This is a genomic window from Synechococcus sp. UW105, assembly GCF_900473935.1.
In the GTDB taxonomy this organism is placed as follows: Bacteria; Cyanobacteriota; Cyanobacteriia; order PCC-6307; family Cyanobiaceae; genus Synechococcus_C.
This window is the reverse complement of the sequence record NZ_UCNN01000017.1, coordinates 45,002-58,582: the sequence shown is the minus strand read 5'-3', so window position 1 is coordinate 58,582 and position 13,581 is coordinate 45,002. Positions and strand designations below refer to the sequence as shown.

Annotated in this window: 15 protein-coding genes; 8 read left to right on the top strand and 7 right to left on the bottom strand. The window is 57.5% G+C overall.

The features are described from left to right. Positions 1–17 precede the first annotated feature (17 nt). Positions 18–428: a preQ(1) synthase gene (gene queF / locus DXY16_RS06690; RefSeq protein WP_115120489.1), complete on the top strand. Its 411-nt coding sequence runs from the start codon at positions 18–20 to the stop codon at positions 426–428. Here queF and DXY16_RS06685 read toward each other — a convergent pair. The 7 genes from DXY16_RS06685 to DXY16_RS06650 all read right to left on the bottom strand — a co-directional run bounded on the left by DXY16_RS06685 (position 400) and on the right by DXY16_RS06650 (position 8,943). Then, positions 400–1,695 (bottom strand): cytochrome c biogenesis protein ResB, encoded by a 1,296-nt coding sequence (locus tag DXY16_RS06685; protein ID WP_115120488.1) that lies wholly within the window; start codon positions 1,693–1,695, stop codon positions 400–402. The genes queF and DXY16_RS06685 overlap by 29 nt on opposite strands. Positions 1,696–1,698: 3 nt before the next feature. Then, entirely contained in the window at positions 1,699–2,367 is a 669-nt protein-coding gene (locus DXY16_RS06680; protein ID WP_170953880.1) for a cytochrome c biogenesis CcdA family protein, read from the bottom strand. Between the two features lie 107 nt (positions 2,368–2,474). Then, positions 2,475–3,638 carry an FtsW/RodA/SpoVE family cell cycle protein gene (locus DXY16_RS06675; RefSeq protein ID WP_115120486.1) on the bottom strand — a complete coding sequence of 388 codons (1,164 nt, stop codon included), beginning with the start codon at positions 3,636–3,638 and terminating at the stop codon, positions 2,475–2,477. 223 nt (positions 3,639–3,861) lie between these two features. Then, on the bottom strand, positions 3,862–4,062 hold the full coding sequence (locus tag DXY16_RS06665) for a phycobilisome linker polypeptide (protein WP_007098856.1): 201 nt from the start codon (positions 4,060–4,062) through the stop codon (positions 3,862–3,864). Between the two features lie 5 nt (positions 4,063–4,067). Further along, positions 4,068–4,556 carry an allophycocyanin subunit beta gene (gene apcB, locus DXY16_RS06660; protein WP_115019550.1) on the bottom strand — a complete coding sequence of 163 codons (489 nt, stop codon included), beginning with the start codon at positions 4,554–4,556 and terminating at the stop codon, positions 4,068–4,070. Between the two features lie 41 nt (positions 4,557–4,597). After that, a complete protein-coding gene (locus DXY16_RS06655; RefSeq protein ID WP_115120484.1) occupies positions 4,598–5,083 on the bottom strand; it encodes an allophycocyanin in 486 nt (161 codons plus the stop codon). Between the two features lie 317 nt (positions 5,084–5,400). After that, entirely contained in the window at positions 5,401–8,943 is a 3,543-nt protein-coding gene (locus DXY16_RS06650) for a phycobilisome rod-core linker polypeptide (protein WP_115120543.1), read from the bottom strand. Between the two features lie 165 nt (positions 8,944–9,108). Here DXY16_RS06650 and DXY16_RS06645 point away from each other — a divergent pair, with 165 nt between their 5' ends. From DXY16_RS06645 to atpH, 7 genes are all read left to right on the top strand, one after another. Beyond that, a complete protein-coding gene (locus tag DXY16_RS06645; RefSeq protein WP_115120483.1) occupies positions 9,109–10,311 on the top strand; it encodes a bifunctional 2-polyprenyl-6-hydroxyphenol methylase/3-demethylubiquinol 3-O-methyltransferase UbiG in 1,203 nt (400 codons plus the stop codon). A 47-nt stretch (positions 10,312–10,358) separates the two neighbouring features. Continuing rightward, positions 10,359–10,751, top strand: a complete 393-nt coding sequence (locus DXY16_RS06640) for a hypothetical protein (protein ID WP_371410878.1) — start codon at positions 10,359–10,361, stop codon at positions 10,749–10,751. Between the two features lie 24 nt (positions 10,752–10,775). Next, positions 10,776–11,501, top strand: coding sequence for a F0F1 ATP synthase subunit A (gene atpB / locus DXY16_RS06635; RefSeq protein WP_115019543.1), 726 nt, complete (start codon positions 10,776–10,778; stop codon positions 11,499–11,501). Positions 11,502–11,673: 172 nt separating this feature from the next. Further along, positions 11,674–11,922 (top strand): ATP synthase F0 subunit C, encoded by a 249-nt coding sequence (gene atpE, locus DXY16_RS06630; RefSeq protein ID WP_007098848.1) that lies wholly within the window; start codon positions 11,674–11,676, stop codon positions 11,920–11,922. Between the two features lie 94 nt (positions 11,923–12,016). Further along, on the top strand, positions 12,017–12,484 hold the full coding sequence (locus DXY16_RS06625; RefSeq protein ID WP_115019541.1) for a F0F1 ATP synthase subunit B': 468 nt from the start codon (positions 12,017–12,019) through the stop codon (positions 12,482–12,484). Further along, complete coding sequence (locus DXY16_RS06620) at positions 12,484–13,002, top strand: F0F1 ATP synthase subunit B (protein ID WP_371410877.1); 519 nt, start codon at positions 12,484–12,486, stop codon at positions 13,000–13,002. The genes DXY16_RS06625 and DXY16_RS06620 overlap by 1 nt, the downstream gene beginning before the upstream one ends. Continuing rightward, entirely contained in the window at positions 13,002–13,550 is a 549-nt protein-coding gene (atpH, locus tag DXY16_RS06615) for an ATP synthase F1 subunit delta (protein WP_115120480.1), read from the top strand. Before DXY16_RS06620 ends, atpH begins: the two co-directional genes overlap by 1 nt. Positions 13,551–13,581 lie beyond the last annotated feature (31 nt).

Genomic DNA, 13,581 nt, shown 5'->3' with positions numbered 1-13,581 from the left:
TTGTCTGTTGCCGACCTGTGAGCGAAGTCGCCCCTGATGCCACGCGCACGCCTCTATATGGGGAGAGGTCGATTGCCGATGCAGAACTGATCTGCTTTGAGAACCCTCGCCCAGGACGGCCCTACGAGGTCTCGATCGAACTGCCAGAGTTCACCTGCCTGTGTCCGTTTTCGGGGTATCCCGATTTCGCTGTGCTCCGGTTGCTCTATCAACCGGGGCCGAAAGTGGTTGAGCTCAAGGCGATCAAGCTCTATATCAATAGTTACCGCAACCGGACGATTTCCCATGAGGAAGTAGCCAATCGGATCCTGGATGATCTTGTGGTGGCCTGTGAGCCGGTGTGGATGCAGCTCGAAGCCGATTTCAATCCCAGAGGCAATGTGCACACGGTTGTGCGTGTCACGCACGGATTTCGTCAGCCCTGCTAAGCAAAGTGGGGAACTCCTGCGCAAAGCCGCTCAGATTGCGGTTGCAAAGTCCGGCGATATGTAATTTCTGATGCTTGGGGTCTTCCACGGCCCAAAGTTGACGGGTGGCTACCAGGCTCAGCCCCCCCCCCAGAAGGGTGATGGCGAAGCCGGAGTAAACCAGAGGCACCCCAGGGTCGCGCTTCAGCAAAAGTCCGCTCGCGGGCATCACCTCGACCACCCTCAAGGGCAGGCCATTGACTTCGACGGAGGAACCACCTGGGCGCAGGTTGGTGATCAGCTCGCCGCCCTCCCCGAACACCTGAACCGGCCCGGCTTCGCTCCCTAAGGTCAGGAGCACAGGTTCGCTCCCATCGGGGCGGGTTGGTAGGACAAGGCCCCAGAGCTGGTCTCCGAGCTCAGGGAAGTTCTGGAGCGGCAGTTGCAGCAGGGGGCTTCGGCCCAGCTGAACTGTGATTGTGGCGAGGGACCAATCCGCTTGATAAACGGTCATGCCGCGATATCGCAGCGGGTGATTGACACTGATTTCTTTGAAAACCGCCTCCTGATCCCCTGGGGGTTGAAGCGAGAGTTGCGAACGAAACTGTTCGGTTCGTCCCGCCGGGTCACGTTCAATCGTGAATTGATCGAGCCTGAGCGTGAGCTGGCTGTTACCGGACCTGTCGAGAAGGTCAAGGCTGCGGCCTGGCGCCAGAAACCGTTCCAGTCGATTGCCTCCGAGGGACCCCCAGGCCGCCCCGAGCATCAGCAGGACCATCCCGGTATGCACCAGGAGAGGCCCTACGCGGCCCACCACCCCACGCCGGGCTGCCAGCCGACCTTGCTGTTCCTGAACCTGCCATCCCTGCGCTCGCAAGCTGGTCGCCAGATTGGTGATCCCCTTCTTCGGATCAGGGCTGCTCACCGTTTCGGCGAGCGCCATTTTGCTGAGTTGTCGGGGTTCGCGGTAGTCGATCCAGCGCAGGGCGGATTGCAGTGCAGGCCATTGACGCCGCCAGCTGCAGAGCATGAGCGCCACACCGAGCCAGCCAAGGAGGCCTAGGAACCAACCACTCGAATAGACATGATCCAGCTGCAATTGCAGCATGCGCTCGCCGTTGATCACTCCCAGCCAAGGGTCGGCATTGAATCGCTCCAGATAGAGAGCAGGGTCTTCCCCCTGGGGAAGGATGGTGCCGATGGCGCTAGCGCTGGCAATGAGCAAAAGGAGAAGGATGGCCAGCCGCAGGTCGGAGAGCAGGGCTGCGAGGCGTCGGAGCGGTGTCATCGATCAGCTCCAGCGGGCCAGAAGGGTGAGCATGCCAGTGCAGATCAACACCACACCACTGATGGGTGGAACCCATCGGCCGATCGGTCTCAATGCCAGCAGCTTGGGCACACTGGCGGCAGCACTGCCGGCGACCAGCAAGGGCAGCACTTGGCCGACCCCGAAGCTTGTGAGGAGCAGCACGCCCACGAGTGGTCTGCCGCTTGTGGCAATCCAGCCCAGCAACACCGCCAGCACAGGCGTTGTACAGGGCGACGCTGCTAAGCCGAAGGCGAGTCCGGCTGCGATCGGTGCCAGGGGGGCTGGCACTCGCTCAGTCCAGCGCATTGGATCCGGGCCTGAAGGAAGGGGGAGCCGCACCAGGCCAAGCAAATTGAGTCCCATCACCACCGCCAGCAGGCCGACGAGGCTTGGCACCACATCCGGTACCTGGCCATAGATGCGGCCCACAAGTCCGCTGAGGCTGCCCAGCACGACCAAGGCACCCACGATGCCCGAGCAAAACAGCAGGCTGCGTTGCCAGCCTGGCTGCTGGCCCTTGAAGCCAGCAAGATAGGCAAGGGTCACCGGAAGCAAGGAGAGCGAACAAGGCCCCAGGCTGGTGAGAGCACCGCCCGCAAAGACAAGCCCGATGGTGAGGGGACCGGGCTGATTGAGCGCCTGGGTGAGCAGCTGCTCACTGCTGCGCGCCAGATCCGACAGATCCAGGGAAGCAATCGCCAGGAGGGAAACGTGAATGGTCGCTGCCGGAGCATCCGGAGTGCGCTTGATGGATCACCCTATCGACTTGGCGCCAGGTGCTGATTGGAGCGCTCGTTGGCTCGCCTCGGTCGGCGTCCTCCCACGAGACTGGTGGATTCAAGCGAACAGCGGATCAGAAGGCCTGCCACCAGAAGGCTGGAGAGCAGAGAGTTGCCGCCGTAACTCACCATCGGTAATGGCAGCCCCGTTGTCGGCATGGCACCAGAAGCAACGGCAAGATTCATCAAGGATTGGCCGATCAAGAGGGTGGTGCAGCCAATGGCGGTGAGTCTCGTCTGATTGCTGCGGCAACGCAGGGCAACGCGCAGCCCAAGAAATGCCACCAGCATCAAGAACAGCAGCAGCATGACTGATCCGATGAATCCGAATTCTTCGGCATAGACAGCGAAGATGAAATCGGTGCTCTGAATGGGCAGGTACTGCAGTTTCTGGGTGGACAGTCCGAAGCCTTGGCCGACAATGCCTCCGGAACCGATCGCCAGAAGGCTCTGGACCAGTTGGTAACCATCGCCCTGGGGGTCTTGCCACGGGTTGAGGAAGGAGACCACCCTCAGCCGCTGGTATTCGTTGATCATGATGCTGCTGACCCCGAGTGCAGCGCCGACCAGTGCTGTTCCAAAGAGGCTGCGAAGACGAAGGCCGGCAGAAAAAGCCATGAGCCAGAGCAGGAGTCCCGTCAGAGCCGCTGTACTCAGATTCGGTTGTTTGAGAATCAGCAGTATCAGAGCCCCGAAGCTGCCTAGCCAGAGCAACTTCTGATCCACAGCACTGCGTTTCCAGTGCGCAAATAAGTTGGCTGCCTGTAGTACCACGAAGGGTTTCACCAGCTCGGATGGCTGAATCTGCATCGGACCGATCGGTAGCCAGCGGCTAGCGCCATTGACTGGGTCCCCAAAAAGAAGCGTGGCGGCCACCAGTAGACAGCCGATCCACAGAGCTGGGCCGGCCACTTTCATCCAACGTCGTAGGTCGGTGCTGACAGCAAGACTGAGGAGGCCCCAGCTTGCGACCATCCAGATCACTTGTCTTTTGAGGTAATAGGCCCCTTCTCCCATCTCACGACTGGCAACCCACCAACTGGCAGAACCCAGGATGAGAAGTCCTGCAACGCTCCAGATCAGCGTGAGAGTCAGTAGCAGGCGCGCTTCGGCAGGCCAGAGAGACCAGTCAAGGGGCAGCATGCGGGACCAGATGCTGCTGGCCTTTGGCACCGCATCTGCTGCGGCGCTGATCCGAGCCTGTCGCGAGGAAGCCCTCCGTCGGGAGTTCAAGCTTTTGCGGGACAAAGACTCAGGATCTGATTCAGTCCATTCAGCCGTTTTAAACCGTGTTTGCCAAGGCATGGAAGCAAAAAAAGCCCGGTCATTGACCGGGCTTGGAAACGAATTGGTTTGGTGGTGACTCTTAGTTGCCCACGTTGACCTGACGGCCACCTGTGCAGAGCTCAACTTTGATGATTCGTCCACCTTGCTTCTGGATTCGCTGTTGTTCAGCGAACCAACTGTCGTAGGGCACCCACTTGGTGAAGAAAGTGTTTTGCAACTCGCGTTGCGTGCGCACTTTCTCAGGGCTGGGAATGCAGGCCGTAACTTTGAACAACCGCATGGTTCTCAGTTGCCGAGACCAGAGCAGATGTAATCCAAGTAAACGCCCATCTCCTTGCCAGCATCTGCGCCGACGAGGGTGGCAACCACTTCCTTCATTGCCTGGATGGCCTGAACGGTTGCGCCAATGGGAACACCCAGGGAGTTGTAAGTCTCCTTAAGACCGTTGAGAACACGCTCATCAAGGATGGAGGTGTCACCGGCCAGCATGGCGTAGGTGGAGTAGCGCAGGTAGTAATCCAGATCGCGGATGCAGGCTGCGTAGCGGCGGGTGGTGTACATGTTGCCGCCTGGACGGGTGATGTCCGAGTACAGCAGTGCCTTGGCGACGGCATCACGGATGATGCCGGAGGCGTTAGAGCTGATGGTGGCTGCGGCACGAACGCGCAGCTCACCACTGGAGAAATAGGACTCAAGGCTGGTCATCGAAGCCGTGTCCAGGTACAGGCCCTGGACGTCGGACTTATTGATGACGTTGGTGATGGCGTCTTGCATGGATCCGTAGGAAGAGCGTTGTCAGTAGGAGGGACAGGGGATCAGGCGAGGGCGCCCACCACGTAGTCGAAGTAGAAACCGGCTTCCTCTGCATCTGAGCCGGTCAGCAGGCCCATGGCGACGGTCTTCATTTCACGCACGGAGTCTGCGAGGGCTTCGAGGGGGGTGCCTAGGGACCTATAGAGCTCCTTCGCGCCAATCACGCCAATCTCTTCGATTGGGGTGATGTCACCGGCGACGATGCCGTATGTCACCAAGCGGAGGTAGTAATCCATGTCCCGCAGGCAGGTCGCGGTCATTTCCTGACCGTAAGCATTGCCGCCAGGGGAGATGACATCTGGACGCTTCTGGAAAAGCTGACCACCAGCCTGCTTGACGATGCGCTCTCGGCTCTCACAGAGAACCTGAGCAACACGCAGGCGTCGTTCGCCGCCGTTAACGAAAGCCTTGATCTGGTCGAGTTCGCCAGGGCTCAGATAGCGGGCTTCGGCGTCCGCGTTGATGATCGAGTTGGAGACGATGCTCATGCAGTTCTGCCTCGAAACAAGCGACCGCCCGTAGGAGGCCGAGATCCGGTGAAAGGTTTACGCGATCATTTTGGCTGACCGCCCAATCATTGTGCGGTCAGCGGCCTGCACTTATTAGAACTCGTTAACAGTTCTTCATGGGCGGTGCGGGCCCAAAACGGTTGCAGCGCAGCGATTCTGCTGTTTCGCGTTTGTTATTTTCTGCTATTGAAAGGTCCGCCTCTTTTTGTCACATTGTGTTAGCAACCAAAGAAAACAAGCCCGCGTATTGCGGGCCAATGTTTTTAGAGGTCTTTGTTTTGGGGGCTGTTATTAATCTAGATCGCCGAATCTTTTGGAGGATTGAGAGCTGAATTGCCTCGATACAGTGATGCTGTGCGAATCACTGTTGATTGCGATTGGCCTGGACTTGTTTCCATCCCTTGGACGCGAGGGACTTCATTTGTTGAGAGGGACTCTGCAGCCATCAGAAGCGAGCGCACCGCTTCTAGCTGTCCAGCCCCAGCGCGAATCTTCAAGAACTCGGCGACTTCCGCTGGGGTGGCTGCTCGTCCTAGCAGGGCTAGGGCGGCGGCAGATGCCGCGCGAAGGGGCGCCATGCTCGAGAGGCGTTGTTGGAAGAGATCGCTCATGGCGACTGCTTCAACAAATCCTGAGATGTCCAGATCTTGATTGCGAAGCAGGGATTCAGCGCTCGTCAATCGCTCGTTATCTAAGGGGATGCGGTTGATGAGTTGGCGATAGGTCGCATCAATGGCAATGCTTAATTCATCCTCGCTAAACGGAGGAGTGAGAAGGATGGGTGATGGGATCCCTGCCTTGCGTTGGAATCCTGTGGTGTCTTTGCTCTCAAGTGCTCTGGCTAATGGAGGCAGAGGTGCTGCAGTCGCTTGAATGGCCTGGGTCTTGACCGCATTGAAGAGGGTGGTTGTTTTGCCTTCACCATCTCCCTCGAAGATCGGTGGTGTCACCGGAGCAATGGGTCTTGGCAAGCTGTCCTGCCGGGTGGTTTGCAGCTCTCTGAAGCTTTGGCGACCATCCGTGGAAGGAAGTTTGATTTGGAGGAGGCGGTTGGCATCATCGGCCTCGCGCCGTTCGAAGACCTTGCGAATGGCAGCGGGTTGGCCATTGGCGGCTCTGGTCTGAACGAATTCAGCCGCTTCTCCAGGAGTTGAAGCGCGACCAAGAATGGCCAGGCTGACTGCAGCAGCTGCTCTTAATGGAGCCATTGCGCTCAGACGTTTCTGGAACGTGTCGCTGAGGGCAACAGCTTCAATAAAACCAACAAGGGGGATTGTCTGGTTTCTGAGTTGAGACTCTGCTTCAACTAAGCGTTCGTCATCGAATGGGATGCGATTGAGGAGCTGTCGATAGGTTTCGTCGATGACGGAAGAAAGAGCTTCCTCTGTAAATGGTGGCTTTAATTCAATCGAGGTTTTCAGGCCAACGCGTGCTGCAAAGCCATTGATGTCATTACGCCTTAGGGCCTGAAGGATTTTTTCTCCAGGAATCTCGGGATTAACGATCCCTCTGAACTCAACCTTGGCTTGCCAGGATGGAGTTTTTGCTTTAGTTGTTTTGTTGAATTGCTTGGTGAGAGCAAACGACGTTAGTTGCTCGTTGTTCCGATTGTTAATGGATGAGGATTGTTCCCATTTGATCTGACCTCCGGCTCCCTGGATGTTTCGCTGTGTGAGATCGCCGCTGGTCTTGAGGCTCTCGACAGTTTGGGCCTCAGGCCTCTCTGACTTTGTACCAGAAGCAAGAGCTTCGAGATTGATGGCTTGCTTCCAAGTTGGAACCCGCCGCGTATTGAGATCGGCTGGGGTGATGAAGCGTTCATAGGGAGCGGTGTCTTCCCCGAAGCAATCGCAGTATTCCTTGCTGTTGATCAAGGCATCAATCAGACCGTAGAAGCCATGGCGAGCCGCGACATCAAACAGAGAATCGATCTCCCAACGACCAAATGTTGGTCGCCCCAGGAGGCGACGATGCATGACCTCGATGGCCTTGGCGATGTAGAGGCCGCTCCAGTAGCGACGCCGGAAGGCATCAGAACGGGCAACACTGCGCACAAAATCGCGCAGGGAAATGTCGCCGTTCTCCAGACGTGCTTCGTCTGATGAGACGCGTTCACCCGCATAGCCGGCATTGCCGAGAACCTGCACATAGACAGCGTTGATCACCGCTTGCGTACTGGCTTCCGTATTTCGAACGCTGGGCAAACCACCCCGCCGAGGACGCGCTGCTCCGCCGGTGGCGATCTGCTGAAGTCGGACCACACGGGGACCGACTTTGCGGGGACGGCTGCTTCGGAACTGAGCGCTGTCCATCTGGCCTGGAGAGGCCAGCCCGTTGCTGACCAGCAGCCGTCGGCTGTCGTAGCCATAGGGCGCTGGGCGTGTGGCTACGGAAGCAGTGCCACTCGGGAAAATCGCACCGTACTGATTGCCAATCGGATCATTCCCACCTCCGTAGACGTGTTGATCAGCGAAAGGCTGTCGATAAGAGGCGTAAAGGGTGACGTATTGGGGTGCTCCCTCGAAAGGTGCGCTGAAGCGGAAAAGCTTTCGGTTCGAACCCCACCCAGCACTTTCTTGGGCCTCTTCACCAAGGTCACGCAGGAATGGAACTGTCTCTTCTCCGAAGGTCTGTGCGTACTCACTGGAGTTCACAAGCACATCAATCAGACCATGGAGGCCTTGGTCGCTGAGGATGGCAAATGAGGTTTTGAATTCCTCGAGGGAGCTAACCCCTCGGCCGAGGAAGTGACGATAAGCGAGTTCAACAACTCGGCTGTTCACAAACCTGTCGTGGAATTGCTGGCGGTATTCCTTGCATCGACCAAGGGCGCGAATGAATTCGCGCATTGAGATTTTGCCCTGGACTAACTGAGAGGCTTCTTGGGCACAAGGTGCCTGGGAATAACCCTTGGCGATATCGCGTTCAAAAACCTGGCGGTAAGCGGCACGTACGATCTCCTGACGTTCAGCCCCACTCATCCCCAGCTTGATGCTGTAACGCGGGGATTTTCCCTGTGAAGCGAGGGCATAGATCGCTGGCAGTTGAAGGCCTTGACGCTCTGAACTGCCTAGTTTCTGTCGGCTGGAGGGCGTTGCGATGGCGAGCTCTTGGAGCAGCACGTTGAAACACTGAACGGCCATCTCACGTGCTTCTGGGCGATCGCGCAGCAAGCTGGCGGCTGCAGCACGCATCTCCTGGAGCGCCACATTGGTGGCAGCAAGCGAACATCCCTTCTCAAGAACGTCGCGAAGTCCGCGGGTATTGACCGAAAGAATGCTTGGGTCTCCTGCCACTAGGGCATAGCCCACATAACGGAGGAACCAGCCGAGGTCACGCACCGATTTGCGCATGCGTTCGGGGCCATATTTGGCCACGCTGATCGGAGCGAAACCGGTCGGGAGAACGACTCGAACGTCGGCATCTTCGCTACTTCCCCGCAGAAGGCGGGTGAAGGCATTACCGCCGCCTGTTGCCGCACTGGCTCCTGTAAATGTCTCGATTGACGCTTGGAACGCTGCTTGGTCGGAGGCAAGCACCGTGCCGTCTCGACGCTGTACTTCCCCTCTGCTGAGCGGTGCTTCCAGAAAGGAGAGAGGCGTCCCTCCGGCAAAGATCTTATTGGCGGCCCTCGCCACGATGGCTTCGGCGTTGTCAGCTAGAACCCTTGATGCCTCAATCCGATCCTGACCACTCCGGAAAAAGGTAATCAGGTTGTTGAGCTCGCCACCATCAGGAAAGCGGTCCTGCTGTTCGGCCTGACGCACGCTGGACAGCGGCAGTGTGTCGAAGAGCTGGGGCGTCACCCTTGGGCTGCCGCTGCTGGCGGTCACGGTCATGAACGAAAGCAAGCCAGATCGAGCCAGATTACGGCTCGCTTCATGGCCTTCCTTGCCTGCATGAACAAATGTTTGCAGGGGGTCGGTGCTGGTCGCTTTGTTGGCCATCGCCCGTGAAATGCTCGGCCCGTCGACCCTGCACTTCACCGCCCAGCACCCAAGCCGATGCCTGAGCACTCAACCGACGCCGCCACCCCTGTCGTCAGCGCCTTCTATGACCGTTTCCCCTATCCGGGTGATCCTGTGCAGGATGGTCCTCCGCCTGGATACAACTGGCGCTGGTGCCTACGCAGCGTGCATGCAGCCGTGCATGGTGAACTTCAGCCTGAGCCGGCTGGGGGAAGGCCCTGGAAGATTCTCGATGCCGGTTGCGGCACAGGAGTCAGCACTGATTACCTCTGCTATCTCAATCCAGGTGCTGATGTGCTGGCTGTTGATATCAGTGCAGGTGCTCTCGAGGTTGCCCGTGAACGCCTCCGTCGTTCCGGTGGGGCAGATCAGGTCATCTCATTAAGGCAGGAACAACGGAGCCTGCTGGATCTTCAGGGCGAAGGACCTTTTGATTACATCAATTCCGTGGGTGTCCTGCATCATCTCGATGCCCCTGAGGCCGGACTGACGTCCTTGGCTCAGTTGCTCGCGCCCCACGGGCTTTTGCATCTTTTCCTTTATGCGGATGCTGGACGTTGGGAAATTCATCGAACCCAGAGAGCTCTGAACCTCCTGGAGGTGGGTACAGGAGCTGAGGGCTTGCGTCTGGGACGTGAATTGTTCGAGACGCTTCCTCAGAACAATCGTCTGCGGCGCCACCACGAACAACGCTGGTCAGTGGATTGTGCTGCTGAAGCGAATTTCGCTGACATGTATCTCCACCCTCAGGAGACCAGCTACGACCTCGAGCGACTGATGGGTTTCATCGAAGCCTCCGGGCTTCACTTCGCAGGATTTTCAAATCCTGCTGTCTGGGATCCAGCTCGTTTGCTTGAGGGCGAACTGCTTCAGAGGGCTTCTTCCCTCCCATTGCCCCAGCAATGGGCCTTGATCGAGCAACTCGATCCAGACATCAGTCATTTCGAATTCTTTGTCAGCGCCCAGCCTGTGCAGGTCGAGACCTGGGGGGATGACCAGGCATTGCTTGATGCCTATGGAGAGCTTCAGCCCTGTCTCTGGGGCTGGCCTTCGTCGAGTCTGCTCGGCACAGATCTCGAGCCGATCAGCCTCGACGAGCCGTCTCTCGCGCTGCTACAAGCCGTCGAGCAGCACCCAGGGACATCCCTGAAATCTCTCGGGATCGGAGCTGAAGTCGTTGACGTAGCGCGAGACCTTTGCAAAAGACGCCTGCTGCTGCTGAAGCCTGGTTCAGGCTGAGTTGGGTGTTTCGCGTGATAGATTCCGCGCGCTTTCTCAAGTGTTGTTTGCAGGCTGCGACTTCCACTAGTTCGGACGAGGCGAACGCCCCTTCCGATAACGGTATGGAGGACTACGCACGCCTGCAGCGACGCCTGATGCTGGCCACCTTGATGGTGTCTCTTGTTGCGACTCTGGTCGCAGCTTGGCGATTCGATCTCTTGGTGGCCCGCAGCCTGTTGGTCGGAGCCTGCGCAGGAGTTCTCTACTTGCGCCTGCTCTCCCGCAGCGTGGCCCGGCTCGGCGGAGGATCCCGTCAAGTTGGTCGTTTTCAGCTGGTCGTGCCGATTGTTCTCATCGTCTCTGCCGCTCGATTCCCCCAACTTGAACTCCTCCCAGCCTTTGTGGGTTTTCTCCTCTACAAGCCCGCCCTGATTCTTCAGACCGTCATTGACGGCTGAGTCCGCGCACCCCCTCCTGCATTCATGGCTTTGCTGCCTTTATCACTGCCGTTCGCCGAACTGGAGGTTGGCCATCATCTGTATTGGCAGATCGGCAACCTCAATCTTCATGGCCAGGTTTTTCTTAGCTCCTGGATCCTGATCGGTGCCTTGCTCGCTCTTGTAGTGGTCGGCACCCGAAAGCTCGATCGTGATCCCCGGGGTGTGCAAAACCTCCTCGAGTTCATGTGGGATTACTTGCGTGATCTTGCACGTGATCAGATTGGTGAGAAGTACTATCGCGATTGGCTTCCATTCATCGGAACCCTCTTCCTTTTTATCTTCGTCAGCAACTGGGGTGGTGCACTGATCCCCTGGAAGATCATTGAACTTCCTGAGGGTGAACTCGGGGCTCCAACAGCTGATATCAACACGACTGTGGCGATGGCCTTGCTCGTGTCCCTTGCATATTTCTATGCAGGTCTCAGCCGTAAAGGACTGCGGTTCTTCGAGCTTTACGTGGAGCCGACTCCGATCATGCTCCCGTTCAAGATTATCGAGGAATTCACGAAGCCTCTTTCTCTCTCCTTCCGTCTTTTCGGGAACATCTTGGCCGATGAACTTGCCGTTGGAGTGCTTGTTTATCTCGTTCCATTGATTGTTCCTCTTCCTGTGATGCTGCTGGGACTCTTTACCAGTGCAATCCAGGCTCTGATTTTTGCGACTCTTGCCGCCTTCTATATCGGCGAAGGTCTGCACGAGTCGCACTAGTCACACATTCGCTATTCGCCTTTTCAAGGCGATCTGCTATACACATCTGCGCGTAGGTCCGGCGCTTATACCCGGGCCCGCTCTCTCTTGAGGGAGTGTCCCTGCGCAGGGGGAACCAATCCCCACGCCTTACTGCTCTGCGCTTCACGGCGCGCCCCCAAACGCACTCAACATGGATTCCATCACTTCCGCAGCTTCTGTCGTTGCCGCTGGTCTTGCTGTCGGCCTGGCTGCCATCGGCCCTGGTATCGGTCAGGGCAGCGCTTCCCAAGGTGCTGTTGAAGGTATTGCCCGTCAGCCCGAAGCTGAAGGCAAGATCCGCGGCACCCTGCTGCTTTCACTGGCATTCATGGAGTCGCTGACGATTTACGGCCTGGTGGTGGCTCTGGTGCTTCTGTTCGCCAACCCCTTCGCCGGTTGATGCAGGTGAGAGGAGCGATGTCTGTTAAGGCATCGCTCCTCCCTCTTTGAAACCTGCTCTGCATTCTTTCGCTTTTTCCTAGCGCTCCTCTTCCATGACCTGGCTTCTGCTCGCTGAAGCGGCGGTTCCGGAGGGAGGTCTCTTCGACCTCGATGCCACCTTGCCTCTTATGGCAGTTCAGGTGGTTCTCCTTACCTTCCTGCTTAATTCCCTCTTCTTCCGTCCGGTCGGCAAGGTCGTTGAAGAACGTGAGGGCTACATCTCCACCAGTCTTGCTGATGCCAAGCAGAAGCTTGCGCAAGTTGAGCGTCTGGAAGCTGATCTCACTGAACAACTGCGTGGTGCTCGCCAGTCTGCTCAAACTGCGATTGTCGAAGCTGAGCAGGAAGTCGATAAGCTTTATCGCGATGCGATCACCACAGCTGAGACCGAGGCGAACCGCACTCGTGAGAAGGCTCGTCGTGAGATTGAAGAGCAACGAGAAGCAGCTCAGTCCAAGCTGATGGCCAAGGTTGATCAGCTCAGCTCTCAGATCATTCAACGTCTGCTGGCCGTTTCATGATGTCTTTCCTCACCGTGCTCGCCACTGAGGGTGGCTTCTCGATCAACCTCAATCCTCTTGAGACGAATCTGATCAACCTCGTGATCGTGATCGGGGTTCTTGTCTATTTCCTCAAGGGATTTCTTGGCGACATGCTTGATCGCCGTCGTCAGTCCATTCTTAAGGAACTGGACGACGCTGAGGCTCGCTTAAAGGCCGCCACTACTGAGCTGAGCAAAGCCCAGGGTGAGCTTGCTTCGGCCCAACAAAAAGCAGAAAAAATTCGCGCTGATGGTAAGGCTCGAGCTGAGGCCATTCGTGCTGATGGTGAAAAGCGCACCATCGAGGCCATGGCGGCACTCAAGCAAGATGCCCTTGCTGATCTCAACGCTGAGGGTGCACGCCTGACCGAAGAGCTTCGTCGTCAGGCTGCTCTTGCCGCGATTGACAAGGTCTTGGCCGATCTGCCCGGACGGCTCGATGAGAAGACGCAGTCTCAACTGATCGATGCCTCCATCTCGAACCTGGAGGATGCCTGATGCCCCTACTGAATTCACTGGCCACCCCTTACGCGCAAGCTTTGCTTCAGGTCACCGATGCCCGCAAGGAGTCTGATGATGTGGCTGATCAGTGCAAGCAACTGCTGTCGATCTGGTCATCTTCCTCTGATTTCAGGGAAGCGATGACCTCACCAGTTCTGGAGCCTGATGCAAAGAAGCAGGTTCTCTCCACTCTGCTTTCAGAACAGATCCAGCCTTCTTTGCTGAATCTGCTCAAGGTTCTCGCTGATCGCCAGCGTCTTGTTGCCTTTGACGCGGTTCTCAATCGCTACCTCGATCTCTATCGGCAGTCCCGCCAGATCTCCTTGGCCAAGGTGGCCACGGCCCAAGCGCTTTCCGAAGCCCAGCAGGCAGCCCTGACCCAAAAGGTTCAGGCGATGCTCGGCAAAGGATCTGTCGAGATGGATCTGAGCGTTGATCCTTCTTTGATTGGCGGCTTTGTTGTCAACCTGGGTTCCCAGGTCATTGATGCCAGCCTCGCTGGTCAGGTTCGCCGCCTCGGTCTGGCACTCGCCAAGACGAGCTGAGTTCTCCTCCACCCCTTCCTGCTCCTCTACT

What these genes read in the sequence shown, in the direction of transcription:
- DXY16_RS06685 (WP_115120488.1), bottom strand. Translation starts at nt 1,695, where the DNA reads ATGACACCGCTCCGACGCCTCGCAGCCCTGCTCTCCGACCTGCGGCTG.
- DXY16_RS06675 (WP_115120486.1), bottom strand. Translation starts at nt 3,638, where the DNA reads ATGCTGCCCCTTGACTGGTCTCTCTGGCCTGCCGAAGCGCGCCTGCTA.
- DXY16_RS06665 (WP_007098856.1), bottom strand. Translation starts at nt 4,062, where the DNA reads ATGCGGTTGTTCAAAGTTACGGCCTGCATTCCCAGCCCTGAGAAAGTG.
- apcB (WP_115019550.1), bottom strand. Translation starts at nt 4,556, where the DNA reads ATGCAAGACGCCATCACCAACGTCATCAATAAGTCCGACGTCCAGGGC.
- DXY16_RS06655 (WP_115120484.1), bottom strand. Translation starts at nt 5,083, where the DNA reads ATGAGCATCGTCTCCAACTCGATCATCAACGCGGACGCCGAAGCCCGC.
- DXY16_RS06650 (WP_115120543.1), bottom strand. Translation starts at nt 8,943, where the DNA reads ATGACCGTGACCGCCAGCAGCGGCAGCCCAAGGGTGACGCCCCAGCTC.
- DXY16_RS06645 (WP_115120483.1), top strand. Translation starts at nt 9,109, where the DNA reads ATGCCTGAGCACTCAACCGACGCCGCCACCCCTGTCGTCAGCGCCTTC.
- atpB (WP_115019543.1), top strand. Translation starts at nt 10,776, where the DNA reads ATGGCTTTGCTGCCTTTATCACTGCCGTTCGCCGAACTGGAGGTTGGC.
- atpE (WP_007098848.1), top strand. Translation starts at nt 11,674, where the DNA reads ATGGATTCCATCACTTCCGCAGCTTCTGTCGTTGCCGCTGGTCTTGCT.
- DXY16_RS06625 (WP_115019541.1), top strand. Translation starts at nt 12,017, where the DNA reads ATGACCTGGCTTCTGCTCGCTGAAGCGGCGGTTCCGGAGGGAGGTCTC.
- DXY16_RS06620 (WP_371410877.1), top strand. Translation starts at nt 12,484, where the DNA reads ATGTCTTTCCTCACCGTGCTCGCCACTGAGGGTGGCTTCTCGATCAAC.
- atpH (WP_115120480.1), top strand. Translation starts at nt 13,002, where the DNA reads ATGCCCCTACTGAATTCACTGGCCACCCCTTACGCGCAAGCTTTGCTT.